The sequence below is a fragment of the Brucella cytisi genome, assembly GCF_038433355.1.
GTDB classification, from domain to species: Bacteria; Pseudomonadota; Alphaproteobacteria; order Rhizobiales; family Rhizobiaceae; genus Brucella; species Brucella cytisi.
Map to the genome: position 1 here is coordinate 66576 of NZ_JBCAUP010000011.1, position 25832 is coordinate 92407.

Here is a 25832-nt window from a genome sequence, read left to right on the forward strand (position 1 = left end):
TGCGCTGCAGGGAAGCTTGAGGTGAATTTGCAATGATGTCGTCAGATGATCTCCGTTTCCAGAACAGCGAACCCCGCATTCATTCGACAGCTCAGCTGAAATCCGTCAAGCTGGGACGGTATGCCGATATTGGCGAGCGTGTGATTCTTCGTGAAGTCACGGTCGGCGATTTCACTTATTTCGAGCGGAACGGCGAGGGAATCTATGCCGAGGTCGGCAAGTTTTGTTCCATTGCTGCGAATGTTCGCATCAATGCTCTCGAACACCCGATGGAGCGGCTCACGACTCATAAAGTCAGTTATCGACCGAATGAGTATTTTCGTTATCTGGGCGTTGATGGCGAGTTTCGGGCAAGGCGTCAGGCGCAGCGCGTGATCATCGGCAACGATGTATGGATCGGCCACGGCGCGGTCATCACACCGGGCGTTCAGATTGGCCACGGTGCCGTGATTGGCGCGAATGCGGTCGTGACGAAGAATGTGCCACCCTATCATGTGGTCGGTGGTGTTCCCGCTCGTTTCATCAGCAAACGCTTCGATAATGCTGTCATAGACCGACTGCTCGAACTCGAATGGTGGAACTGGTCGGTGGAAAAGCTCTATGAAGCGGTTCCAGACATCCAGACGCTCGAAATCGAAGCGTTTCTGGAAAAGTGGAGCGGCTGAATTCCGGCTCTTGCAAAGCCGCAATTGTTCACCCACCTTGGCATCACAACAGTTCTGGAGGCTGGAAGATATGGTCGGACTGAAGCGTTTTGCCGGGTTGTTGCTTGCTCCCATGTTGGTCGTTGCGGCTTCGGCCGCTCCGGCTGAAGAAGTTGGCAAGGTTGGCGTCGACTGGCTTGGAAACGATATCGTCATCGATGCCGTACAGGATCCGAAAGTGCAGGGCGTAACCTGTCATCTGGCGTCGTTTTCGCGCGGCATGATCGACCGGCTGCAGAAAGGCAACTGGTTTGAGGACCCGTCCAATGCGTCCATCTCTTGCGAGCAGACAGGGCCGATCACTATCGCAGATATCGATCTCGGTAAGGGCGGGGAACGGGTGTTCTCCGAGCGTACAAGCTTGATCTGGAAGAAGCTTGTCATCACGCGCATATACGACAAGACAAACAATACGCTGCTTTATCTCGCCCATGCGACACAGGTTCAGGACGGTTCAGCGAAAACGTCGCTTTCAACCGTGCCGCTTTACAAGGGTGATGTTACGTGGACGAAGGGCAAGCCGGAATAATCCGGCTGCCCTGTTTCTCCGTTGGAGATGTGAATTTAGATCGGCTGGACGAAACTATCGAGAACGCGCTTCTGTCCGGCCTTGTCGAAATCGATGGTCAGCTTGTTGCCGTCGATAAGCGAAATCGTTCCGTTGCCGAACTTGATATGGAACACGCGGTCGCCCGCCTTGAAGGCCGATGGCTTATCGGCCACTGACTTGGCCACGAGTTCACCGTCAATCGTGCGTCCCTTCACGGAGCCGCGCCCGGCACCGAAGCCGGAATCGGTCTCGCCATAGCCGATGCGTTCCACTTTGCTGCCCGAACGAGAACCCCAGTTGTTGCGAGTGGCATCGGAACGGTTCTGCTGTGCACGCTGCCAGCCGGGTGTGGAATAGGAGTTCTGGAACGGATCGGCCTTGTCGAAGCGGGATTGTCCATAGCCACCGCCATAACCGCCGTAATTGCCTTCCAGTTCGGCCACTTCCACATGCGCTTCCGGCAGTTCTTCCAGAAAACGAGAAGGAATGGTCGATTGCCACATGCCGTGGATGCGCCGGTTGGAAACGAACCAGATATGCAGGTTTTTCTTGGCGCGGGTCACGCCGACATAGGCGAGGCGGCGCTCTTCCTCAAGGCCGGAACGCCCGCCTTCATCAAGCGCGCGCTGGTGCGGAAACAAGCCTTCTTCCCAGCCAGGAAGAAAGACGGTTTCAAATTCCAGACCTTTGGCCGAATGCAGCGTCATGATGTTGACGGCATCCAGATCCTCGTTCTGTTCGGCGTCCATGACGAGTGCGACATGCTCAAGGAATCCACGCAGGCTCTCATATTCCTCCATGGAACGGATCAGTTCCTTGAGGTTTTCAAGCCGGCCCGGTGCTTCTGCCGATTTGTCGTTCTGCCACATGGCCGTATAGCCGGATTCATCCAGAATGGTTTCGGCCAGCTCCGTATGCGGCGTGTTGTCGATCAGGGACTGCCAGCGCAGGAAGTTTTCGACCACTTCGCGCAGTGCGGAGCGTGGCTTCGGCTTCAATTCCTCGGTTTCAATGAGATCGCAGGCCGCCGAGAACATGGAAATATCGCGTGCGCGGGCATAATCGTGGATTTGGCGGATTGCGGCTTCGCCCAGACCACGCTTAGGCGTGTTGATGATGCGCTCCAGCGCCAGATCGTCGGCCGGTTGCGCGACAACGCGCAGATAAGCCATCGCATCACGGATTTCGAGCCGCTCGTAGAAGCGCGGGCCGCCGATGACGCGGTAGTTGAGACCGAGTGTGACAAAACGGTCTTCGAATTCACGCATCTGGAAAGACGCGCGGACGAGGATCGCCATGTTGTTGAGGAGATGCCCCTGACGCTGGGCCTGCTCAATGGCTTCGCCGACAGCACGGGCTTCCTCTTCCGAGTCCCAGGCCGCATGAACTTTGACCCGTGGATCGTCCGGATTGGGTGCTTCGGTAAACAGCGTTTTACCAAGGCGACCCTCGTTATGTGCGATCAGGTGGGCGGCTGCACCGAGGATATGGGCAGTGGAGCGGTAGTTGCGCTCCAGCTTGATGACGACTGCGCCGGGAAAGTCCTTTTCGAAGCGAAGAATATTGTCCACTTCCGCTCCGCGCCAGCCGTAAATCGACTGATCGTCGTCGCCGACGCAACACAGATTGACTTTATCTCCACTCACGCCGAATTCGCTGCGCTCATCGGTCCTGCGGGAGGCTTCGGATGCCTTGGCGGGCTGTACCGGCGAGCCTCCGGCCTGCGTTGGCGCTGTCGTTCGTGATTTTGGTCGTTGCGCCAGCAGACGCAGCCACAAATATTGTGCCGTATTGGTATCCTGATATTCGTCCACCAGAATGTAGCGGAACTTCGCGTGATATTCGCGCAGGATATCCGGATGATTGCGGAAGATACGGATCGGATGCAGCAGAAGATCGCCGAAATCGCAGGCGTTCAATGTGCGCAGGCGCTCCTGATAGGCCTGATAAAGCTCGCGTCCACGACCATTACCGAATGAGCGCGCATCGCCTTCAGGAATATCGGATGGCCCGAATCCCTTGTTCTTCCAGCCGTCAATCATGTTGGCGAAGGTGCGGGCAGGCCAGCGCTTGTCATCGAGGCCTTCAGCCTGAATGAGTTGCTTGATGAGGCGGATCACATCATCAGTGTCGAGGATGGTGAAATCCGATGTCAGATTTGCAAGTTCCGCATGGCGGCGCAAAAGCTTAACACCGATCGAGTGAAACGTGCCGAGCCACGGCATGCCTTCGACTGCGCCGCCGACCAGATGACCGATACGCTCCTTCATTTCGCGCGCGGCCTTGTTCGTGAAAGTCACGGCGAGAATCTGGCTTGGATAGGCAAGGCCGGTGGTCAGAATATGTGCGATACGCGTCGTCAGAACGCGCGTTTTTCCCGTGCCCGCACCGGCAAGCACCAGAACAGGACCCTCTGTCGTCAGGACAGCCTGACGCTGTTCGGGGTTCAGTCCTTTCAGGTAATCGGGTTCGCCACGCTGCTGGTTGCGTGCTGCCATGGCACGTGCGGCAATGCCACCGGGAGCAGGCGTGCGGCCTGCCGGAGCGTTGTCATCGCCGAAAAACGGCATATCGTCGGGAAAGTCAGACATTTGACCCGAATGTAATGATTCGTGGCTGAAAGACCAGCGAAAGGGTTAAAATATTCGACTACTCTAATTGAGTGACGCGACGATCCGTAAAGTTCAGGCGGTGCGAGGCCAGTGCTTCAACCAGTCCACGCAGTTCCGGTTCACGCTGCAGAAGATCATCGAGCTCCGTCATCTGGTTCATTGCGATCAGCCGCAGAATATCGTCCCGGATGGTCCCATCGGCGCGCCGCGGCAGATGCGCAACCGGCTGGATCAGTTCAACCTTTTGGCCTTTGAGCCTTGCGCGCAGACTTTTCTCATCGGCGTTCAGTGTTTCCACGAAAGCGTAGATGCCGACGCCCTTGGCTGGCAGTGAATAGAGCGCGAGAGCCACATCTGACACACGCGGATCGGATTTGAGTGCGGCCTGAATTGCTGGCCCTTCATTGTCGATGCGATCACCAGTGCCTTCACCATCCGACCAGCTGAAAATGCCGCGGGTGATGAAGTTGTAGACTTTCTTGCCTGTCGCCAGCCAGATGCGCGACGGCAGAGAACGGCGCGCCAGAATGCGCTTTTCGGTCGGCGTCATCAGGTCTTTTGCGAAAGCACGCTTTTGCTTGATGAGATGGCGGAAGTCCTCATAGGCCATCAGGCGATAGAGCGCGCCGCGACGACGATGAACGCTTGCAAGCTGGAAATCGATGACTGCGGCTTCACCTTCGGGCGTCATCAGCCAGTTCTGCGGTTTGGCGAGATCGTTGTGGGTGACACCCAGACGGCGCATATCGCGCAGGATGCGGTGCGCGGTGCGATACCATTTCGGATCGGAAGGCCGCGCAAGATGCAGCGGTGTGCCTTCCGTCCAGGATCGATACAGCCCGTCCTTGTCGACGGCGAGGAGCTGTGGGACACCTTCAATACCGCGTACCGTCTTGAGGCCGCGGATTTCGCGCCGGGCCAATATCCATGCCAGCGGCTTCGACCACCAGGGAGCAGCGCTTACAACGCGACGGATGATACGGGTATCGGGATCGCCTATGAAATAGCCGGCATGGGTTTCCGAGAACACGTCGCGCTTGAATACGGCGGTTTCGACAAATTCCGGTATTTGATCGCCTTTCAGAGGCACATCTATATTGGGATTCTGAACCATAGGGCTCCACTAGTGGATTGCATCCGATCAATCAAGTTTGATGGCGGACAACCCTTATTGCAATCACGTGATCGAAGGCGCACAAGGAACGCACAGATTTCGTGCGGCTCATCGGGGAAATGCAGAAAATGGCACAGGGCGACGACAGCAAGCAGGCGATTGCGCAGATCATCCGGCAGGAACAGGCGCTTATTTTTCCGTCATTTGGCGAGAATGAAGCATTCGCGCTTGGTCATCGTATTCGCGATATCGCCGTGAAGGAAAAGCTCGGCATTGCCACCGAAATTTCCCTGTGGGACCGGCAATTGTTTTATGCGACGACTGCCGGAAGCACAGTGGATAATCAGGAATGGTTGCGCCGCAAGTTCAATGTCGTGCGCCGCTTTCATGCTTCGACCTATCGTCTTGTTCTGGAACAGAATCGCTACGATCGCATGTTTGCTCTCCATAAAGCATTGAATGTCGAAGATTACGCGCTGGCGGGCGGCGGATTTCCGATCCGCGTTGCAGGGGCAGGCGTAATCGGCGCAGTAATCGTATCGGGGCTGCCGCAGCGCGAGGACCACAATCTGGTGATCCGCGCCGTTGCCGAGCATCTTGGACAAGACCCGGTCGCATTGGCGTTGCCTGCCGTTTGACTATGAATTTCGGAGAATGAACGATGTCGCTTGAAAATGTTGTCGCGCTTGCACGCAATGAGGACGGTATTGCCGCAGCAGTGGGTATTCTCAAGCAGCGTTTTGGTGAGCGGGCACAGGCAGGTCAGGCTATCCGCGAACAACACGGTCACACGACGACCTATGTACCGACACAGGCGCCGGACATCGTCATCTTTGCCCAGACCGCACAGGAGGTACAGGATGTAGTCCGCATCTGTGCTGAACATCGCGTTCCGGTTATCGCCTTCGGTGCCGGTTCTTCGCTCGAAGGGCAGGTCAATGCACCTGCAGGTGGTGTATCACTCGATCTCACGCGCATGAACAGGGTGATTGCCGTGCATGCGGAAGATCTGGATTGCGTGGTGGAACCGGGCATTACGCGCCGGGAATTGAATGAATATCTGCGCGATACCGGACTGTTCTTTCCGATCGATCCGGGAGCAAATGCCACGCTGGGCGGTATGGCTTCCACCCGTGCGTCTGGTACGAATGCGGTGCGTTATGGGACTATGCGCGAGAACGTGCTGGCTCTGAAAGTCGTGATGCCGGATGGACGGCTGATCGAGACCTCCAAACGCGTGAAGAAGACGGCTGCGGGCTACGATCTAACAAGGCTGCTTGTCGGAGCCGAGGGAACACTTGGCATCATTACCGAACTGACATTGAAACTGCAGGGGATTCCGCAGGCAATTTCCGGCGGTATCTGTCCTTTCCCGGATGTGGATTCGGCTTGCCGCACGGTGATTGAAACCATCCAGATGGGTATCCCCGTTGCACGTATCGAGCTTGTGAATACGCTTCAGATGCAGGCGTTGATCCTCCACTCCAAACTGCCTTATGAGGCGCAGCCCTATCTGTTTGTCGAGTTCCACGGCACGGAAAGCGGCGTTGCCGAACAGGCGGAATTGTTTGGAGAAATTGCTGCAGGCAATGGTGGGGGCAATTTCCAGTGGACCCACAATGCCGAGGAACGCGACCGGCTATGGCGGGCGCGTCACGACGCCTATCTTGCATCTTTTTTGCTGAGGCCCGGTTGCAAGGGTGTTTCCACCGATGTCTGCGTACCGATTTCGCGTCTGGCCGATTGCATTGGCGAGACGGAAAAAGACCTTGCCGAAACAGGCCTGATAGCACCAATTGTCGGGCATGTGGGGGATGGTAATTTTCACCTTCTCCTGCTTCTCGATACGGATGATACGAGCGAAATGGAGCGTGCCGAAGCTTTCATGGATCGGCTGGCCAAGCGTGCCATTGCCATGGAGGGAACCTGTACCGGCGAGCATGGCATCGGGCAGGGCAAGATGAAGTATCTGGCCATGGAGCTGGGTGAAGCCACGGATTACATGCGGGCCATCAAGAAAGCGCTCGATCCAGACAACATCATGAATCCGGGCAAAATACTGATTTCATGATTCAATTCAGCTGTTTGGGTGGGTTTGCCAAGAGTTTGATTCAGGCAGGCGTGCATATCGATGTGGCTGTGATGCAATTTGCCTTGTTGTCGCCGGATCGATGCCGTTATGTTGCGCAGATAAAGACAGCGTGATTCACTCTTTGTTTCGCGCTAACTTGCAATCTGTTTGACCGGAGCTGGTTCTTGGGCCGCATATTCGTCATCGTCGGCGGGCTTCTCGTGCTGCTGTTGACGGCAGCACTTGTCGTGCCGCCTTTTGTTGACTGGAGCGGCTATCGTGCCGATTTCGAGCGCGAGGCCAGCCGTGTTTTGGGGCGCCCTGTCAAGGTTGCTGGTGACGTCAGCGCACGGCTTTTGCCATTTCCTTCTGTCGCTTTCTCCGATGTGCGTGTTGGATCCGATGCGGCTCATCCAGTGATGACCGTCGATACGTTTTCGATGGATGCCGAACTGATGCCGTTTCTGCGCGGCCAACTTCTGATTTTCGATATGCGCGTGGATCGCCCGCGAGCCACGATTTCCCTGGACAAAAGCGGTAAGGTCGATTGGGCAATCCGCCCGTCGACGCCGCTCGATCCGACGAAAATCAAGCTGGAAAGGCTTTCCGTCAGTAACGGAACAATTATCCTTCGCGAAGAGGCAAGCGGTCGCAGTCATACAGCTACAGGACTCAATGCCGTGATCTCCGCAAACAGTCTTGCAGGTCCGTGGCAGGCAAACGGAAGTCTCGTTCTTCAGGGCGAAAAGCTGGCGATCGACCTTACAAGCGGCGAGGCGAAGCCGGACGGTTCGCTGCGCGTACGCGCTCGCATTTCGCCGGAGGCAATCCCGGCTACTTTCGAGACCGATGGCGATGTGACCGTGACCGAAGGTCGGCTCGACTACGCCGGTGATTTTTCGCTTCGGTCTTCCGATCTGGTCGTCAAGACGACTAAGGATCAGAAAACGCCGACGGAAACGCCTTTTTTCAGTGGTGTACGCGTAACCGGTAAATTCAAGGCGGATCGCAGTCGCTTCGATGCCAGCGAATTCCGGATGGAGCAGGGCCCTGCCGACAATCCTTATGTGGTGAATGGCAAGGCATTTATTGATTATGGCGACAAGCCGCGTTTTGAAGTTAGCGCTGACGGACAACAGCTTTTCTGGGGGCCGAATGAAGCCGGCAGCGAAGAACAATCCGGTTCTGCAATGCCGGTTGCGGATCGTATTGCGATAGCGCGCCGCGTTCTCGAACAATTTCCTATTCCGACCATACCCGGCAATGTGGATTTGCGCCTGCCTGCCGTCATTGCAGGTGGTACAACGATACGCTCAGTCACAGTGAGCGCGGAACCTGACGGAAAGAACTGGAATATTCGTCAGTTCGCTGCCGATCTTCCGGGGCGAACCAAGGTGGAAGCCAAGGGCACGCTCTCGGTTGGCAAGGATTTCGGCTTCAAGGGTGATATGCTTGTTGCGTCGCGTCAGCCGTCCGGTCTCGCAAGCTGGCTGAACGAGACCGTTGACGATTCTGTGCGCAAACTCGAAGGCGCGGGTTTTTCAGGACAGGTCGATCTTCGCGACGGAATGCAGCGGATCAATAATCTCGAAATTGCGTTGGGGAAAACCACACTCAAAGGTTCGTTCGTTCGCGAAGTAAAGGGTCTGGCACAGCCTGCAATTACGCTCGCCCTCAATGGTGGAACGGTGGAAAGCGAAGCGCTGCAAGCTTTTACAGCCTTTTTTTCCAGTGGTGACGGGCTGGATTTTCTCGATGGCCAATCGCTGAACCTGGCATTCAAGGCAGGGCCTGTCCGCTATCAGGACATGGAAGCGGGCAATGTCGATATGGCGCTCCGGCTGCATGACGGGCGCTTCGATTTCGACCGGTTGCTGGTTGGCGATGTAGCAGGCACGACGTTGACCGCAACAGGCACCTATGAACCGTTCTCCAATATGCCTTCCGGCTCGCTCGATGCGACGATCCTGTCTGGAGATCTTTCGCGGTTCCTCTCGCTGATGGCCAATCGCTATCCCCAGCTACCGCTATTTCATGCGCTTTCGTTGCGCGCGGCGAATTTCCCTGGGCTGTTCGAGGATAGCGAAATTAATGTCATCGCCAATGCGGTGGCGCCGTCCGTGCCTGTGGCGAACAAGACGCCTGCTAAAGGCGCGGCATCCAAGGGTAAAAGCGCGCGGCCTGCTGAGGCAAACACCAAAAGCGCTCCCGGTGTCGGTGAGTTTTCGTTCAGTGTTACCGGAAAAACAGGCGGCATGAAGCTGGACCTGTCGGGCACGGCGAGCGGTGGCGAGGGTGAGAGCGAGCCGTTGCAGATGCAATTGAACGGCACTGCTTCATCGGATCAAGGTGAAGTGGTACTTGCATTGATCGGTATGCCCGCCTTGCCCTTGGGGTTGGCTGGTGAACTTACCGCCGACCTGAGCATGCAGGGCGCGCCGAGTGCAGGTATGCGGACGTTACTCAAACTGACGGCGCCTGACGGGACGGCCACAACTGATGGTGTGATTTCGCTGGTCGGAGGGGATATCGCTGCCAGCGGCAAGGCCCAGCTGAGTTCCGCCGATCTGCCACCATTCATCGCAACGGTCGGTTTTGCGCTGCCCGGATTTGGTGAAGGTCTTTCAGCAGACCTTACCAGCGATTTTCAGTTCGCAAAGGGTATCTTGCGGTTTCCCAATCTGACAGGAAAGCTGGATGGAGAAGATGTTTCCGCGCGGCTGGAGGCCAATTTTGCCGATAGCGGCCTGCCGCAGTTGAAGGGTGAGGCAAAGCTCGCGACGCTCGAGGTTGATAGTCTTGCTGCTATCATGCTTGGGCAGGATGCATTTGAGCCGGCAAAGCCCACCACGAAGACAATCTGGCCGCGTGGTGCATTCGCGGTCCGTCCGTCCCTGCCGCTATTGCTGGATATGAAGCTCAACGTGGCGCAAGCTCATATGGAAGGGTTCGGGACCGTTACGGAGTTTTCAACCCGGCTTCTGAAGACCATGGATAGTCTTCAGTTGAACGAATTGACCGGCAACTGGGCAGGTGGATATCTGGTTGGAAACGTTTCTCTGAGCAATAGCGACAAGAATGCACTCCTCTCGACAGAGCTCAAATGGAGTGGCGCAAACCTCAAGGATTTTTACCAGCTAGAGAACGGTTCTGCACCGCTGGGCGGTGTGGTGAAAGCTGCCGTCAATCTGAATGGTAGCGGCGAGAGCGTTGCGGCGCTGGTCGGATCGCTGGCGGGAGCGGCAAGTTTTGACGTGGAGAATTTCACCGTCGACGGTCTGGATGGGGCGGCATTGCCTGCAATGATAGCGGCGGCCGATGCAACGGGCGATCAGTTCTCCGCTTCAGACAAGCTTGCTTCCAAGCAATTTGTCGGCATTGCCGACAAGGCAACCGGGCAGGGCACATTTGCGCCAGGCAACGCGCGGTTTGACTTTACGATCAGCGGCGGTGTCGCGCGTATGGCTGCGGCAAATCTGAGCGATGGAAATGCGGCTCTTCTCAGCGATCTGCAATTCGACCTGTCGACACTGGGAATTGGCGGAAACGGTACTTTGACGTTCCAGAACGGGGATGGCGCCGATACAGGTATTTCTCCGCAGGTGGCCTTTTCTCTCCGCGGAAGTTATAGCGCGCCGGAGGTGTCATTCGACAAGCAGCCGCTCGTTCAGTTTCTGACCCAGCGTGCGCTTGAACGCGAACAGGAACGTGTTGAATCCATGCAGGCGAGTTTGATGGAGAAACAGCGCCTCCGTCGTCAGCTTGGGCTGTTCGAAGCAGAAGAAGTGGAACGTGATCGTTCGCAGCGTGAGGACGAGGCGAGACGTCGTGCCGAAGCCAGTGCGCGCGAAGCGGCCCGGAATGCTGCCGAGGAAGCCCAACGGCTTGAGGCAGAGAAGCCGCAAGGCGGGCCGGCGGGTGGATCGAAAGATCCTCTGGCATCGCCGGAAGGTGGTCAATCCCTCAACGAATTCCTGAAAAGTCTGGAAACGACGCCTGTGGTGCCTGTACCTCAGCCTTGAGTTATTCTGGATTTGAGCCAATCCAGAACATGAAGTCTAAGTGCGGAAGACAGATTGATTGATCTGTCACGCTTGCTGTCGATTTCGGCGATCAAAGCTGCCACGGAAAGCTTCCGCTCGGCAGCAATCTCCTCAATCAGTTCGAAAAACGGGTCTTCAAGCGTGTAGCTGGTCGCGTGTCCGCGAATACTGACAGAATGTTTGCGCAACCGCCCGGACAAGTTCACTTTGTCTCGTCCGACTTATCGTTCTTTTCCAGACGGTTCTGATCCAGAAAACGTTCCGCTTTTGTCGTCTCCGTGCGAACGAAAGCTTTTTCGGTCTTCGTACGACCGAATTGAATGCGGTTCTGATCAGCCTGCTTTTCTTTTTCAGCGCGGGCTTTCTGCTTCTTGAACTGTCTGAGATTGACGATATCGCTCATGGAACCACGTGGAAATGTTGAAGATTCCTGAAAAATTACCGCGTTTCGGCCCGGTCTCGCAAGCTCGTAATAGGCTGGCTCTACTTCTGTGGGTCTTTGGGGTTGGTGAACCACCAGACGGCCAAGGACGCTAGAATCAGAAGTATAAGCCCAACTGTCATCTGCAGAAGAGGAAAGTTGGGCTCGTCCTTTGCTACGAAGAAAGCCGCGACAATGCCGCTTACCCACAATACTGCCTGAGCAATTGCACGAATCATCGAACTCAATCCTGAACTGGTTGCCGTCAGAACAGAGTATAAAGCGCCTGTTTGCTTTTCACCATTGATCACGATCAACCGTGAAACGGAACTGTCCAATCAAACAAACGGACGAAACCAACCGGAGTTCTGGCCCATTATTCACATGAGGATGGTGTGTGCGGAATTACTTTTTCCGAAAAGCATCCAGTGAAACAACATCGGCAGAAGGTTTGGCTTCCTTGTCGGTGCCATCATCTGCATTGTTGTCTTTGGCCGTAGCGGCTTCTTTTTCGGCTGCAGTCTTGCGCGACTTCGATTTGGGCTTTTCTGCCTTCTCGACCGGTGCTTCCGTGGGGAGGATTTCGATAGGGGCTACATTGCCGCCTTCGTCATTGTCGCTTTCAGGCTGTGCGATCGCGACATCGAATTCGAGTTCGAAATTGACCGAAGGGTCGTAGAAACCACGGACGGCAGAAAAAGGTACAGTCAGCTTTTCAGGAATATCACCGAAAGACAGGCCAACTTCGAACAGTTGATCCGTAACGAGCATGTCCCAGAACTGATGCTGTAAAACGATTGTCATCTGTTCGGGATATTTTTCCTTCAGGCGCGAGGAAATTCGCACACCGGGCGCTCCAGTCAGGAACGTGATGAAGAAATGATGGTTGCCTGGCAAGCCAGCCTTGGCCACTTCCGCAAGAACCTTGCGAATGACGCCGCGTAGGGCTTCCTGAGCGAGAATATCGTAACGGATTAGGTCCTGTACCATGGTTTGCTTATCCCACGGATTCGGAGGTCGATGTCAAGTTCGTTCTCGCCGGAACGGATGATATATGATCTGAAAAAGCAATAGGGCGACGCCTGTGGCGGAAAGATGTGCAATTTTTGAACGCAATAGGGTGCGCTTGCCTCTATCGACTTCCGAAGGCCATCAGGAACGTGCGTACTCCGTTGATCGCGCTCTTTTCGATGATTGCATCGTCCACACCCTGACCGGTTAGCATATGGTAGTGCGTGTCGGCATTGATGAGTGCCATGAAATGGCGTGCGGCAAGGTCCGGATCGTCGACGCGCAGATGACCATCCATGGCGAGGCGCGCCAGACGGGCTGCTATGGCCGGAATGGCTTGTGCCGGGCCTTTGGTGCTGCAAATATTGGCTGCAAGCGGCAGGTTGGTCTCATTGGCCTGCATTACCTTGCGCAGAAACGCACCGGACGAATCGTATATGCAATTCCGGCTCATGCGGATCGAGAAAGCCACCAGATCGCGCTCCAGATTTTCGCCAGTCTGGGGGAAAGTGGCCAGAACTGCGAACAGGCTCGCGTTCATACGTGCAAGCGCATCCTCGACGACGGCAGCAAGCAAAGCTTCCTTATCGCGATAGTGGTTATAGATGGTTTGACGTGACACGCCCGCTTCGTTGGCAATGAGGTCTATGCTCGCGCCTTGAAATCCGTCGCGATTGAAAACACGCGCAGCAGAGCACAAAATGAAGTCGCGCTTCATGCACTGTCCGGGCTTTATCACCGCGGAATTCAGGCCCTTTTCGGATGCAGCACGCTTCTCGGGCAGGGCGGCCATGTCGATAATGTCAGTAGGCTTCATAACTCCAACATAAGATAGCTTGACGTTTTGGACAATGGTGTCTAATTTGACATCAGTGTCAAATCTGTTTTGACCATGCGTATAGAATGCCTTTCGCTACAGAGTTTTCAAGTGTCGGCCGTAATGGAAAACAGGTCGATATCGTCAAGATGGAACGAAAACCGGTAGCGAATACAAATATTTATCTGTCCTGTACCGGTTTTGCGAGCCCGACGGCGCCATCCTCCCAAGCAAAACCGGAGATCCGAAATCGGTGCGGGAACCTCACGAAACATTGATGAAAGCGCGTCCCCCATGGCTTCCAGTCTTGTGCGCAATGCCATTGTTCTTGGCCTTCTTTCCGCCATTGGCCCATTTGCGATCGATATGTATCTGCCAGCCCTGCCCACCATTGCCGCCGATTTGCACGCGGAAACTGGTGCGGTGCAGATGAGCCTTCTGGCCTTTTTCATTGCTCTCGCGGTTGCGCAGCTTTTCTGCGGGCCGCTGTCCGATATGGTCGGGCGTAAACTTCCGCTCTATGGCGGTCTGGTCTTGTTCGGTATCGGCAGCATTGGCTCCGCCGTCGCGACCGATATAGATGTGCTCGTGCTTTTCCGCTTCGTTCAGGGGCTGGGTGCAGCAGCTGGTATGGTGATCCCGCGCGCCGTCGTGCGAGACCTTCACACAGGTATCGAGGCAGCGCGTCTGATGTCGCTTCTGATGCTGGTTTTCTCCATTTCGCCGATTCTGGCGCCGCTGACCGGTTCCGTCATCATCAACTTCTTTGGCTGGCGTGGTGTTTTCTGGGCGGTTCTGGTCGCTGCCGTTATTGGTATCATTCTGGTGGCCACTGCACAGAAAGAGACGCGGACGGTAGAGGCCCGGCTTGAAAGCAATCTGGGCAGCGCCTTGCGCGGCTACGGTCGTCTGCTTAAGGATCGCTATTTCCTCGGACTGGTCTTTGTTGGCGGCTTTGGCATCGCGTCCTTTTTCGTCTATCTCGCCAACTCGTCCTTCGTGCTTATCGACCATTACGGCCTGACGCCGACGCAATATGCCATCGCGTTTTCGGCCAATGCAGTATCGTTCTTTGGCGTTTCGCAGTTGAACGGCTGGTTGGGGGCACGCTTCGGGCTTCGCCGTGTCATGCGATTCGCCGTTTCCGGATTTGCAGCGGCAATGCTCGCCATGTTCGCCGCCGCACTCATGGGGCATCAGTCGCTCTGGTTGATCGCAGGCTTCCTGTTCGTTGGCTATGGTTTCCTTGGCCTTGTCATCCCGACAACGGCGGTGCTGGCTCTGGAAGACCACGGCGAGATTGCAGGAACTGCTTCTGCGCTGATGGGTACGCTGCATTTCGTGATTGGTGGCGTTGCCATTGGTGTGACAGGCTCGTTCTTTGACGGGACGGCTGTGCCGATGGTCGGCGGAATTGCCGGTTGTGCGCTCACGGCCTTCGTGCTGACGCAGATCGTTCTTTCGCGCAAGGCAAGTGAACTTGATACGGAAGCCGCCGCTGCATAAGTAATGTGAAAGGGAAAGTGGAGGCTTCTGTTGCCAGGTGCCTCCGAACCCCGCCTTAAGGGGCTAACCCTAAGGACTTTAGAGTGGGTTTCCCGCACCGCCATTAGGCAGCGAGAGCATAACCCTGAGCTTTGTTGTCATTTGCAACTACTCAATTGACCCGATAACGGTGGTATCATGCCGAGTAAAAGAGCGATCTTTACACCCTTGTCGATCCTGTTTCGCCCCCGCCACAATACAAACCGATAGGCAGATTTGTACTCTGGTGGAGGCGCCGGGTACCGCCCCCGGGTCCAATGGGTTTATTACACCGTCCGTTTATCACCATAGTCAGCTTGCGCCGACACGCCGTATATAAGCGCGGTTGATCATGATTGGAAGAGGGTGCGTAGTTTTTAACGGGTTTTGCCAATAGGCTCCCGACAACCAGCCCTTGTGTTCATTTTTCATTGACAGCCTGCATTTGCTGGTCAATCCTCGCAACATATCGGGGTCGGCAAGTAAATTCTTATATAGCCGGATTCCGTGGCTGAAACGGGGTGCTGATACCCCATTCGAAGGAGAGTGGATATATGAGTGAATATCTCGCGGATGTCCGTCGCTACGATGCCGGTGCCGATGAAGCTGTAGTCGACAAGATCGTCAAGCATCTGGGTATTGCGCTGCGCAATCGCGATTCCTCGCTCGTTTCGGCAACGGACCCGGAAGAATTGAAGCGCGTCCGCACCAATTGGGTTGCCAAGAAACTCGGCGTTGATGATGAAGCCAAGGGTGACGAAGTCGTCGCGCATGTTGCGGAAGTCATGAAGGGTGATCGCAACAAGAATCGCGTTACCTTCTATTATCTGGTCGCCAAGCAGCTCGGAAAACTCGGCGGCCTTTGATCCACAGCGATCTGGTGAATCCGAAGCCCCGGTGCCTTACACCGGGGTTTTCTTTATAGTGGCTTAAACGAATCGGATTCTGGATCATCCCCCATGCGCACCTATCTCGATCTTCTTCAACATGTGCTGGATAACGGCATCGACCGTGGTGACCGCACGGGTACAGGTACGCGATCGGTTTTCGGATATCAGATGCGCTTCAATCTCGAAGAGGGGTTTCCGGTTCTCACGACCAAGAAGCTGCATCTTCGCTCGATCATCCATGAGCTGCTCTGGTTTCTGAAAGGTGATACGAACATCGCCTATCTGAAGGAGAATGGTGTCTCGATCTGGGATGAATGGGCAGACGAGAATGGCGACTTGGGCCCGGTTTATGGTTATCAGTGGCGCTCATGGCCAGCGCCGGATGGCCGCCATATCGATCAGATTGCGAATCTTCTCAAGATGCTGCATGGAAATCCCAATTCGCGGCGCCTGATTGTATCGGCATGGAACCCGGCGCTGGTCGATGAAATGGCTTTGCCGCCATGCCACTGTCTTTTCCAGTTCTATGTCGCCGATGGAAAACTCTCCTGCCAACTCTATCAACGCTCTGCGGACATATTCCTGGGCGTGCCGTTCAATATCGCTTCCTATGCATTGTTGACGATGATGATCGCGCAGGTTGCCGGTCTGAAACCGGGAGAGTTCATCCATACGCTCGGGGATGCGCATATTTATGCCAATCATTTCGATCAGGCGCGCCTGCAGCTTACCCGGACACCAAAGAAATTGCCGACAATGTGGATTAATCCGGACGTGAAGGACCTCTTTGCCTTCCGTTTCGAAGACTTCCAGCTTGAGGGCTATGAGGCCGATCCGACGATCAAAGCGCCGATTGCTGTCTGAGGCATTCCATGTCCGTACAAGAACCGATTGTTTCGATCATTGTTGCTGCCGCCGAAAACGGCGTCATTGGGCGCGACAATGATATGCCGTGGCGGCTCTCAACCGATCTCAAACGCTTCAAGGCCCTGACGCTCGGCAAGCCGGTTATCATGGGGCGGCGGACATGGGAATCTATTGGGCGCCCCTTGCCGGGACGGCCCAATATTGTCGTGACGAGGGACAACGGATTTCAGGCTGAAGGTGCAAGTGCTACCGGTTCTCTCGAAGAGGCAATTGCGCTCGGACAAAAACTGGCCGCTGACCTGGGTGTCGGAGAGGTTTGCGTCATAGGCGGCGGGGAAATTTATGCGCAAACTTTGCCTCTCGCGGACCGTATTCACCTGACCCGCGTGCTGGCCGAGATCGATGGAGATACGCATTTTCCAGAAATCGATCTCCAAATCTGGCGCGTCGTTTCGCAGGAGGATGTGCCCGCTGGTGACAAGGATAGTCACCCAACGCGCTATTTTGTGTACGAAAAACGTGCTGTGTAAAGCATAGTTCACGAATTTTGTCGTCTTCGCGTTGAAAGCGGACCTCCCGATGCCTATAAAACGGAAACATTAGTTGATGACGGGAGTGGGCAGCTCGCTTTCCCGTCGCCTGGACGAGAGGTGAGGATGCCCTGGAGTAATCAGAATGGTGGCGGCGGCCCATGGGGTGGCGGCGGCGATAATAACAATAACAACAATAATGGCGGTCCTTGGGGACAAGGGCCAAAGGCCCCACGTGGCGGCGGCCAGAACACACCACCTGATCTCGAAGATATTCTGCGCAAAGGACAAGATCGTCTGAAGCAGGTCTTCCCCGGTGGTGGTGGCAACGGCGGCAGCAATCGCGGCGTTCTTTTCCTTATTGGCGCGGCAGTTGTCGGCTTCTGGCTCTTCCAGTCCGTCTATACCGTGCAGCCGGACGAACTTGCCGTCGAATTGCGCTTCGGCAAGCCGAAGGAAGAAGTGTCCGAACCGGGACTGCATTTCCATTGGTGGCCGATTGAAACCTATGAAAAGGCGCAGATCGTCGAAAAGCAGATCAATATCGGTGGGCAGGGCAACCGAAGTGCGACGCAGGGCCTGATGCTGACGGGCGACCAGAACATCGTCAACGTTCAGTTCTCGGTTTTGTATCGCGTTTCCGATCCGCAGGCCTATCTGTTTAACGTCGATAATCCGGATGCGATGGTGCAGCAGGTTTCTGAAAGCGCGATCCGTGAAATCGTTGGCCGTCGACCGGCTCAGGACGTTTTCCGCGACAACCGTTCGGCAATCGCATCCAGTGTTCGCGATATTGTTCAGCAGACGCTCGATACCTACAAAACGGGTATCCAGATCAATGCCGTTTCCATCGAAGATGCAGCACCGCCGCGTGAAGTGGCTGATGCCTTCGATGAAGTGCAGCGTGCCGAACAGGATGAAGACCGTTTCGTGGAAGAATCGAACCAGTATTCGAACCAGAAGCTCGGTCAGGCTCGTGGTGAAGCAGCCCAGCTTCGCGAAGAAGCAGCCGCTTACAAGAACCGTGTCGTTCAGGACGCGGAAGGTGAGGCGCAGCGTTTCAGCTCCGTTCTGGGTGAATACCAGAAGGCGCCGGAAGTGACGCGTAACCGTCTGTTCCTCGAAACCATGGAACAGGTGCTGAAGAGCACCAAGAAAGTCATTGTCGAACCTGGAAAGGATGTCGTGCCTTATCTGCCGCTGAACGAACTCATGCGCCAGCAGCCACGCCCAGGCGTGAATGCGACCACGACGACCCCGAGCGGAGGTAACCAGTAATGGCTCAGAACAGGCTCCCAATCATTGGCGGCATTATCGCCGTCATCGCTTTCCTGATCTACTCCGCCACGTTCATCGTATCCGAGCGTCAGCAGGCTATCGTGCTTCGCTTCGGTCAGATCGTTGATGTGAAGACTGAACCGGGCATCTACTTCAAACTACCTTTTGGCTTCCTTGATGCAGATACTGTGCAGTTGATCGATGATCGCCTGCTGCGCTTCGATCTGGACGATATCCGCGTTCAGGTTTCGGGCGGCAAGTTCTATGACGTCGACGCGTTCCTCGTTTATCGCATTACCGATGCGCGCAAGTTCCGTGAAACCGTTTCGGGCAGCACGCTGCTTGCCGAGCAGCGTCTTCGTACTCGTCTTGATGCTGCATTGCGTAGCGTTTACGGCCAGCGCGGATTTGAAGCGGCACTTTCGGAAGAGCGTGGCGACATGATGCGCGAAGTGCGTGACCAGCTTCGTCCCGATGCGACGTCGCTTGGCTTGACCATCGCCGATGTGCGTATCCGTCGTACCGATCTGACGGCTGAAGTCTCACAGCAGACCTATGACCGCATGAAGGCAGAGCGTCTTGCAGAAGCAGAGCGTCTGCGTGCCCGTGGCCGTGAAGCTGCCCAGCGCATCCGTGCTGTCGCGGATCGTCAGGTCGTCGAAACGATTGCTGAAGCACGCAAGGAATCGGAAATCCTTCGTGGTGAAGGCGATGCGCAGCGCAGCGAGATCTTCGCAGGCTCTGCAGGCAAGGATCCTGGTTTCTTCGCCTTCTACCGCTCGATGTCTGCTTATCGTGAAGCCCTTGAGACCCCGGATACAACGCTGGTTCTCTCGCCGGACTCGGAGTTCTTCAAGTTCTTCCGCGATGCTGGCGGCAAGCTGGCAACGCCTGCCCAGTAACAACCGGGTCAAACGCTCATGAGCGATTTTCTAGCCGCCGTAGGTCTTCTCTTCGTTCTCGAAGGGCTGCTCTACGGCGGCTTTCCTTCCTTGGCGAAGAAGCTTGCTCGTGAAGCGAGTGAGACGCCGGAGAACATGTTGCGCATTGCCGGGATTGCAGCGCTCGCAATCGGCGTCGGCATTGTTTGGCTTGTCAGGGGATAAGCCGCTTTCCTTCTGTTATTTATTGTCTGTAGTCTATGCGGGGCCGTAAACAGGCCGTATTTTGCAGCGATCAAGCCTTAGTACATCTATCGCTAATCAAACGACTGCAAGCAGACAGGAACGGAGCAGGGCTTCATGGTAATTGCACCAAAGGCGGGATTTGCTCGCACCCTTTTCGCAACCGTGGCATTGGGGGCGATGACCGTCGCTGGCACTCTTTCGGTAGGAACACCTCCGGCAATCGCGGCTCAGGGGCCGGCTTCTGTTGCCGATCTGGCCGAAGGGCTGCTAGATGCAGTGGTGAACATCTCGACCTCACAGACCGTCAAGGAAGATGGCGAAGGTGACGGTGCGGTTCCGATGCCGCAGGTGCCGGAAGGCTCTCCGTTCCAGGAATATTTCAAGGACTTCTTCGGTGACAAGGGCGGCGCGCAGGGCGATGAATCACGCAAGGTCCAGTCGCTGGGTTCCGGCTTCGTCATCGATGCCGAAAAGGGCTTCATCGTAACGAACAATCACGTTATCGCCGATGCGGATGAGATCGAAGTCAATTTCAATGATGGGTCCAAGCTGAAAGCGGAACTGGTCGGAAAGGACATCAAGACCGATCTGGCGATCCTCAAGGTGGATCCGTCCAAGCACAAGCTGAAGGCCGTCGAGTTCGGTAATTCGGAAAAGGCGCGTATCGGCGACTGGGTCCTCGCAATTGGCAACCCGTTCGGTCTCGGTGGAACGGTGACTGCGGGCATTATTTCGGCCCGCAAGCGAGATATCAATTCCGGTCCCTATGATGACTTCATCCAGACTGATGCGGCCATCAACCGTGGCAATTCCGGTGGGCCGCTGTTCGATATGGATGGCAAGGTGATCGGTATCAACACTGCAATCATCTCGCCCTCGGGCGGCTCTATCGGTATCGGCTTTGCCATCCCTGCGGAAATGGCTGTGGGTGTTATCGACCAGCTCAAGGAGTTCGGTGAAGTTCGCCGTGGCTGGCTTGGTGTGCGTATCCAGCCTGTTACCGAGGATATCGCTCAGAGCCTTGGACTGAAGGAAGCCAAGGGCGCGCTGATTGCCGGGTTGATCGAAAATTCCGGCGTCGACAACAAGGCCATTGAAGCCGGAGATGTCGTGATCCGCTACGAAGGCAAGCCGGTCGATACCGCCCGCGATCTGCCGCGACTGGTTGCAGAAACCCCGGTTGGCAAGGAAGTCGAGATTGTCGTCGTTCGTCAGGGTGAGGAAAAGACGGTGAAGGTCAAGCTCGGACGTCTGGTCGAGGATGACAAGAGCACCGAAGCTGCGACGGAAGATCAGGCTCCGCTACCCGAGGGCGAGGGCGGTGATGAAGGTGTGGAAACGCCGGATACGTCAAAAAAAGAACAGAAGAGTGACGCTACCCCGAGCGTTCTTGGAATGAAGCTCAGCGAGCTGAATGACGATGTTCGCGGAGAATTTGGCATTGCCGAAGATGTAGAAGGTGTTGCTGTTCTTTACGTCTCTCCTGGTTCAGCTGCTGGAGAGAAGCGTATCGAAACCGGCGATGTTATCGTCGATATCGGGCAGGTGAACGTGAAGACGCCAGAAGACGTGAAGAAGCGCATTGATGCGCTGCGCCGCGAAGGACGCAAGAATGCACTTATGATGCTGGCTTCTCGTTCGGGGGAACTGCGTTTCGTGACTGTCCGGATCAATTGATCCTCAATTGAATGTACTGCTGAAGCGGCATTGCAGGGAAATCTGCAATGCCGTTTTGTTTTGCGGTTTGAATCACTTGGCGCCAGAACCGTAGAAAGAGATTCGAGCACTCCCTTATTTGTCGTTCGAAATGGCAGAGCCTTCTGTTTCATTCGCCTCCGGTATGCTATGGACCGGCGCCATTCGGAGTAGGGTGAGTTGGAAACAGTCGATATTGTGGTCATAGGCGCTGGCGCGGCAGGCATGATGTGTGCCATCGAGGCGGCCAAACGCGGGCGTTCCGTGCTGGTCGTGGATCACGCAAAGGCAGCCGGTGAGAAAATCCGCATATCGGGCGGTGGTCGCTGCAATTTCACCAATCTTCATGCAAGTCCGAAAAATTATCTCTCGCAGAACCCGCATTTTTGTATCTCTGCTATGAGCCGCTACACGCAGCGCGACTTCATTGCGCTCGTGGAACGTCATCGGATCGCCTATCACGAGAAGACACTCGGGCAGCTCTTCTGTGATGGCTCGGCGTTGCAGATAATTGAAATGTTGCTGGGGGAAATGAAGCGCCATGGTGCGCGACTAAAGCTTGGTTGCAGTGTCAGTTCGGTCGAAAAATCCGCACATGGTTTTACGCTTCAGCTAACGGATGGACCTGTTAGCTGTCGATCACTTGTCGTGGCCTGTGGCGGGAAATCTATCCCGAAGATGGGAGCTACAAGCTTCGGCTACGATATCGCGACACAATTTGGATTGCGGATTGTCGAAACACGACCGGCACTGGTGCCATTGACGTTTGAACCCAACACACTCGAGCGGCTGAAACCGCTGGCCGGTGTTGCCGTCGATGCCGTTGTCTCCTGCGGCAAAACGAAATTTGTCGAAGCGATGCTTTTTACACATCGCGGTATCAGTGGCCCTTCGATCCTGCAGATTTCTTCCTACTGGCGTGAAGGAGATGAAATCCGCATTGCGATGCTACCGGAGACGGACATTTTCGAAGCCCTGCGTGAGCAGCGCAAACAGAACGGCAAGCAGGCATTGCAGACCGCACTGGCGCTTTATCTTCCGAGGAAACTTGCGCAAACCATAGCCGAGGAAATTGGTGCGACCGGTCATCTGGCGGATATGTCGGACAAGATGTTTCTCCGTGTCGAGGCCGCGATAAACGACTGGCGCATCAAGCCCGCCGGTTCGGAAGGCTATCGTACGGCGGAGGTTACGCTTGGAGGGGTCGATACGCGCGATCTCGACTCCAAGACCATGGAAGCCAAATCCGTTTCCGGCCTGTTTTTCATCGGCGAAGTCGTCGATGTTACCGGCTGGCTCGGCGGCTATAATTTCCAGTGGGCATGGTCTTCGGGCTGGGTAGCCGGTCAGGCTGCTTGAATGCGGTAGACCGAATGAAGCTTCAAATGCGGAGTTTCATCCGGCACGCGGGGATGGTCGAAATCGCTCGACGGATCGCGGATCATGCCGATGCGGCGCATGACGGCTGTAGACCGCTCATTATTATGGACGGCGAAGGAAACCACTTCGGTGAGGCCAAGGGTGCCGAAAGCATATTCGATCAGCGCTTTGCCCGCTTCGGTCACATAGCCTTTGCCCCAAAAAGGCGTGGCCAGCCGCCAGCCGATTTCAACGGTGCCATCCGGTAAATAAGGTTCAAGGTCAGTGCGGGCGAGACCGGCGAAACCGATGCACTGACCTTCTTCTTTTTCTTCCAGCGCATAGAAACCGAGACCCGTTTCAGAAATCATCTTCCGGAGGTGGTCGAACAGTTCATCCGATTGCGAGCGATTTCTGCGAAAGGGAAAGAAACGCATGACTTCTTCATCGGAATTGATGACATGGAACAGGTCGCGGTCGCGATCTTCCCAGTTCCGGATGATGAGGCGTGGCGTTTCTAGCATGATCATTGAACGAAGTCCGTCTTTCGATAGCCCTGAATATAGAGGAGAGCGGTCAGGTCGCCATGGTCAACCCGCATTCTGGCCTGCGCAGCTACGGTCGGCTTTGCGTGGAGTGCGACGCCGGTGCCTGCAAGCTGGATCATGCCGAGATCGTTCGCTCCATCACCCACCGCAATTGCGTCATCCGGTGTGAGGCCAAGACGATCGGCAATTTCCACGAGTTTCTCGACCTTGGCTTCCCGGCCCAGAATTGGTTCTGTGACAAGGCCGGTCAGATGCAAGCCATCGTCGATCAGCCTGTTCGCACGTTCTTCGTTGAAGCCGATCATTTCGGCGATACGCTGGGTGAATGAGGTGAAGCCACCAGACACAAGCGCCGTGTAAGCGCCATGTTTACGCATGGTGCGCACGAGTTCCGGCCCGCCGGGCATCAGTGTAATGCGGGTTGAAATGACCTTGTCGATTACGTTGAGCGGCAGACCTTTCAACAAGGCGACCCGCTCGCGCAAGGCTGGTTCGAAAGCGATCTCGCCGTTCATGGCGCGCGCGGTGATTGCAGCCACATGCTCGCGCAGCCCGGCTTCCTCTGCCAGTTCATCGATGCACTCTTGCTGGATCATCGTGGAATCCATGTCGGCAATCAGAATTTTCTTGCGTCGGTGCTCCTGTTCCTGCACCACCACGTCGACCGGCGCGCCCTCAAGCGAATGGCGCAGCAGGGTTTCGGCTTCTTCGCTGCTGATCCCCGATGGAAGCGCAATGTCGCAGGCAATGTTGTCGGCCAGCCAATAGAGTCCAGTTGCATTCACTGCCGCTGAGGCTTTAATCCCAAGCGCTGATGCAAGCGAGGCCTTGGCCGGATTGGCAATCAAAGTGGCGACGAGAGAAACCTGTTGGGACATGGAGAGCAATTCCGACGATGAATGAGGGTGCGATCACGAATGCAATCCTGATAGCTGGCCCGACGGCCAGCGGCAAGTCGGCACTTGCCATTCGCATGGCTCATGAGACCGGCGGTTTCATCGTGAACACTGATTCCATGCAGGTTTACGATGTTCTTGACCTTCTGACTGCGCGGCCGAACAAAGCGGATCTCGCTGCGGCAGAACATCATCTCTATGGACATGTCGCGCCATCGACGTCCTATTCGACCGGACGATGGCTGGATGATGTAGCTGCCCTGCTAACGCAACCTGCCATGAAGCACAGGACCCCGATCTTTGTTGGCGGGACGGGGCTTTATTTCAGAGCGCTTCTCGGTGGACTGTCGCAGATGCCAGAGGTGCCGGGTGATGTTCGCGCCTATTGGCGAGGACGTATGGAGACGGACGGTCCGGAACTTCTTCACCGGCTTCTGAGCGAACGTGACCCGGATATGGCCGCAACCCTTCGACCCTTCGACGGCCAGCGCATCGTTCGGGCGATGGAGGTTTTTGAGGGCACCGGAAAGTCGCTTCTTGCGTGGCAACAGACGAAAGGGCAGGCACTGGTAGACGATGATAGCGCCCGCAAGATCGTCTTGCTGCCGGACCGGACATGGCTTTCAGAACGTATTGACCGGCGGTTTGCCCTGATGTGGGACAATGGTGCGATTGACGAAGTGAAGGCATTGCTGGTGCTTGATCTCGACCCGGCATTGCCGGCAATGAAGGCCATCGGTGTGCGTGAAATCACGGCATTTTTGCAAGGCTCGATGTCGCGGGAAGAAGCCATTGAACGTTCGGTTATCGCCACCCGGCAATATGCAAAGCGTCAGTCGACCTGGTTTCGAAATCAGCTTGATGATCGCTGGTGCACGCACGCAAATTCCGATGATGCCTTCGCTCAATTAACGACAACGAAATAACTCGCTGGCACTCTCTGAAACAGGAGAGGTGGGCGCGGGCTATGCGGTTTCATAAATCGGAACGGGCATTTTTTATTCTGATTGTTTTGATGTTCGGTATCGGGCTGTTGCTTTATCAAGCTCGTGTCGACATCGGACAATTGCAGACATTGCCTCTTGATGCAAACGCCTATGAGCTGGTTTCGAGACTCGACCAACTGAACCACGTCACAATCTGGGTGCTGATTGCGACAATCGCTTGCGGGTTGTTCCTGATCTATCCCCAAATTCGCACCGATGCGCTGGACCACGGCAAACTGCAGGTCATCACGCAGGATCTTTCCGAACGGTCGCAGACCCTCGAACATGCCGCGCTGACGGACAGCCTGACCGGTATGCAGAACCGGCGCTATTTCGACGAGGCGCTAAAGGAATATCTGGTCCAGTTCGACCGTATACAGCGGCCTGTCGGACTGATGATTATCGATCTCGATCACTTTAAGGCCGTGAACGATACCTACGGACATGACATTGGCGATGTCGTGCTGCAGGAGGTGGCGCGGTGTCTCAAGGACTATACACGGTATCATGATGTTGTCGCCCGGCTTGGTGGCGAGGAGTTCGCAGTCCTTGCGCCGAACATGAACGCGGAATTGATGATCAAGCTTGCTAATCGTATTCGCAAGGCCATATCGACGCTCGAAATCGATCTTGGCGATGAAAAGCTTGGCGTTACCGTCAGTATCGGTCTTGCGATATGGGATCGGCGCGAGACCTCGAAAGATCTCTATCGTCGCGCTGACAAGATGCTCTATGCCGCGAAGAATATGGGCCGTAACCGCGTCTGCGCCTAGCTTCAGGCTGATAGGA

At 55.6% G+C, this 25832-nt stretch carries 24 protein-coding genes and 1 other RNA gene; 16 read left to right on the forward strand and 9 right to left on the reverse strand.

The window, feature by feature from the left end:
• The first annotated feature begins 32 nt into the window (after window positions 1–32).
• A complete protein-coding gene (locus AAE521_RS12000) occupies window positions 33–665 on the forward strand; it encodes a DapH/DapD/GlmU-related protein (protein WP_342061412.1) in 633 nt (210 codons plus the stop codon).
• 70 nt (window positions 666–735) lie between these two features.
• Window positions 736–1233, forward strand: coding sequence for a CreA family protein (locus tag AAE521_RS12005; RefSeq protein ID WP_071630036.1), 498 nt, complete (start codon window positions 736–738; stop codon window positions 1231–1233).
• 35 nt (window positions 1234–1268) lie between these two features.
• On the opposite strand, the gene AAE521_RS12010 is transcribed toward AAE521_RS12005, so the two are convergent.
• Both AAE521_RS12010 and AAE521_RS12015 read right to left on the reverse strand, forming a co-directional pair.
• Window positions 1269–3845, reverse strand: coding sequence for an ATP-dependent helicase (locus AAE521_RS12010; RefSeq protein WP_071630037.1), 2577 nt, complete (start codon window positions 3843–3845; stop codon window positions 1269–1271).
• Between the two features lie 58 nt (window positions 3846–3903).
• On the reverse strand, window positions 3904–4980 hold the full coding sequence (locus AAE521_RS12015; protein ID WP_071630038.1) for a serine/threonine protein kinase: 1077 nt from the start codon (window positions 4978–4980) through the stop codon (window positions 3904–3906).
• Window positions 4981–5108: 128 nt separating this feature from the next.
• Here AAE521_RS12015 and AAE521_RS12020 point away from each other — a divergent pair, with 128 nt between their 5' ends.
• The 3 genes from AAE521_RS12020 to AAE521_RS12030 all read left to right on the forward strand — a co-directional run bounded on the left by AAE521_RS12020 (window position 5109) and on the right by AAE521_RS12030 (window position 11073).
• The gene (locus AAE521_RS12020; protein ID WP_342061413.1) at window positions 5109–5618 is read left to right on the forward strand and encodes a heme-degrading domain-containing protein; all 510 of its coding nucleotides are present in this window, start codon (window positions 5109–5111) and stop codon (window positions 5616–5618) included.
• Between the two features lie 23 nt (window positions 5619–5641).
• Window positions 5642–7051 carry an FAD-binding oxidoreductase gene (locus AAE521_RS12025; protein WP_071630040.1) on the forward strand — a complete coding sequence of 470 codons (1410 nt, stop codon included), beginning with the start codon at window positions 5642–5644 and terminating at the stop codon, window positions 7049–7051.
• A 185-nt stretch (window positions 7052–7236) separates the two neighbouring features.
• On the forward strand, window positions 7237–11073 hold the full coding sequence (locus AAE521_RS12030; protein ID WP_342061414.1) for an AsmA family protein: 3837 nt from the start codon (window positions 7237–7239) through the stop codon (window positions 11071–11073).
• Here AAE521_RS12030 and AAE521_RS12035 read toward each other — a convergent pair.
• The 4 genes from AAE521_RS12035 to AAE521_RS12050 all read right to left on the reverse strand — a co-directional run bounded on the left by AAE521_RS12035 (window position 11064) and on the right by AAE521_RS12050 (window position 13343).
• A complete protein-coding gene (locus tag AAE521_RS12035; RefSeq protein WP_071630042.1) occupies window positions 11064–11300 on the reverse strand; it encodes a ribbon-helix-helix domain-containing protein in 237 nt (78 codons plus the stop codon). The genes AAE521_RS12030 and AAE521_RS12035 overlap by 10 nt on opposite strands.
• Window positions 11297–11497: a DUF4169 family protein gene (locus AAE521_RS12040; protein WP_071630043.1), complete on the reverse strand. Its 201-nt coding sequence runs from the start codon at window positions 11495–11497 to the stop codon at window positions 11297–11299. Before AAE521_RS12040 ends, AAE521_RS12035 begins: the two co-directional genes overlap by 4 nt.
• A gap of 423 nt (window positions 11498–11920) precedes the next feature.
• Window positions 11921–12505, reverse strand: a complete 585-nt coding sequence (locus AAE521_RS12045) for an SspB family protein (protein ID WP_342061415.1) — start codon at window positions 12503–12505, stop codon at window positions 11921–11923.
• 142 nt (window positions 12506–12647) lie between these two features.
• A complete protein-coding gene (locus tag AAE521_RS12050) occupies window positions 12648–13343 on the reverse strand; it encodes a TetR/AcrR family transcriptional regulator (protein ID WP_342061416.1) in 696 nt (231 codons plus the stop codon).
• Between the two features lie 294 nt (window positions 13344–13637).
• On the opposite strand from AAE521_RS12050, the gene AAE521_RS12055 reads away from it, so the two are divergent.
• Window positions 13638–14849 carry a multidrug effflux MFS transporter gene (locus AAE521_RS12055; protein WP_342061417.1) on the forward strand — a complete coding sequence of 404 codons (1212 nt, stop codon included), beginning with the start codon at window positions 13638–13640 and terminating at the stop codon, window positions 14847–14849.
• 16 nt (window positions 14850–14865) lie between these two features.
• On the opposite strand, the gene ssrA is transcribed toward AAE521_RS12055, so the two are convergent.
• Window positions 14866–15233: a transfer-messenger RNA gene (ssrA, locus tag AAE521_RS12060) on the reverse strand.
• Window positions 15234–15421: 188 nt separating this feature from the next.
• Between ssrA and AAE521_RS12065 the strand changes: the two genes are divergently transcribed.
• The 8 genes from AAE521_RS12065 (at window position 15422) to AAE521_RS12100 (ending at window position 22613) form a co-directional block, all read left to right on the forward strand.
• Window positions 15422–15733 (forward strand): DUF2853 family protein, encoded by a 312-nt coding sequence (locus AAE521_RS12065; RefSeq protein WP_010659760.1) that lies wholly within the window; start codon window positions 15422–15424, stop codon window positions 15731–15733.
• A 93-nt stretch (window positions 15734–15826) separates the two neighbouring features.
• On the forward strand, window positions 15827–16621 hold the full coding sequence (locus tag AAE521_RS12070) for a thymidylate synthase (protein ID WP_071630047.1): 795 nt from the start codon (window positions 15827–15829) through the stop codon (window positions 16619–16621).
• Window positions 16622–16629: 8 nt separating this feature from the next.
• Window positions 16630–17154, forward strand: a complete 525-nt coding sequence (locus tag AAE521_RS12075) for a dihydrofolate reductase (protein ID WP_342061418.1) — start codon at window positions 16630–16632, stop codon at window positions 17152–17154.
• Between the two features lie 126 nt (window positions 17155–17280).
• Window positions 17281–18432 carry an FtsH protease activity modulator HflK gene (hflK, locus tag AAE521_RS12080; RefSeq protein WP_342061419.1) on the forward strand — a complete coding sequence of 384 codons (1152 nt, stop codon included), beginning with the start codon at window positions 17281–17283 and terminating at the stop codon, window positions 18430–18432.
• Window positions 18432–19334: a protease modulator HflC gene (gene hflC, locus AAE521_RS12085; protein WP_010659764.1), complete on the forward strand. Its 903-nt coding sequence runs from the start codon at window positions 18432–18434 to the stop codon at window positions 19332–19334. Before hflK ends, hflC begins: the two co-directional genes overlap by 1 nt.
• An 18-nt stretch (window positions 19335–19352) precedes the next feature.
• Complete coding sequence (locus AAE521_RS12090) at window positions 19353–19538, forward strand: DUF2065 domain-containing protein (RefSeq protein WP_006467185.1); 186 nt, start codon at window positions 19353–19355, stop codon at window positions 19536–19538.
• Between the two features lie 135 nt (window positions 19539–19673).
• Window positions 19674–21236 carry a Do family serine endopeptidase gene (locus AAE521_RS12095; RefSeq protein ID WP_342061420.1) on the forward strand — a complete coding sequence of 521 codons (1563 nt, stop codon included), beginning with the start codon at window positions 19674–19676 and terminating at the stop codon, window positions 21234–21236.
• A 198-nt stretch (window positions 21237–21434) separates the two neighbouring features.
• Entirely contained in the window at window positions 21435–22613 is a 1179-nt protein-coding gene (locus tag AAE521_RS12100) for a BaiN/RdsA family NAD(P)/FAD-dependent oxidoreductase (protein ID WP_342061421.1), read from the forward strand.
• On the opposite strand, the gene AAE521_RS12105 is transcribed toward AAE521_RS12100, so the two are convergent.
• Together AAE521_RS12105 and serB are read right to left on the reverse strand one after the other, a co-directional pair.
• Entirely contained in the window at window positions 22601–23143 is a 543-nt protein-coding gene (locus AAE521_RS12105; RefSeq protein WP_342061422.1) for a GNAT family N-acetyltransferase, read from the reverse strand. The genes AAE521_RS12100 and AAE521_RS12105 overlap by 13 nt on opposite strands.
• Window positions 23140–24039, reverse strand: a complete 900-nt coding sequence (gene serB, locus AAE521_RS12110; protein WP_342061423.1) for a phosphoserine phosphatase SerB — start codon at window positions 24037–24039, stop codon at window positions 23140–23142. The genes AAE521_RS12105 and serB overlap by 4 nt, the downstream gene beginning before the upstream one ends.
• Before the next feature lie 17 nt (window positions 24040–24056).
• Between serB and miaA the strand changes: the two genes are divergently transcribed.
• Together miaA and AAE521_RS12120 are read left to right on the forward strand one after the other, a co-directional pair.
• Entirely contained in the window at window positions 24057–24983 is a 927-nt protein-coding gene (gene miaA / locus AAE521_RS12115; RefSeq protein WP_342061424.1) for a tRNA (adenosine(37)-N6)-dimethylallyltransferase MiaA, read from the forward strand.
• Between the two features lie 41 nt (window positions 24984–25024).
• Window positions 25025–25816 (forward strand): GGDEF domain-containing protein, encoded by a 792-nt coding sequence (locus AAE521_RS12120; protein WP_342061425.1) that lies wholly within the window; start codon window positions 25025–25027, stop codon window positions 25814–25816.
• Window positions 25817–25832: the final 16 nt, after the last annotated feature.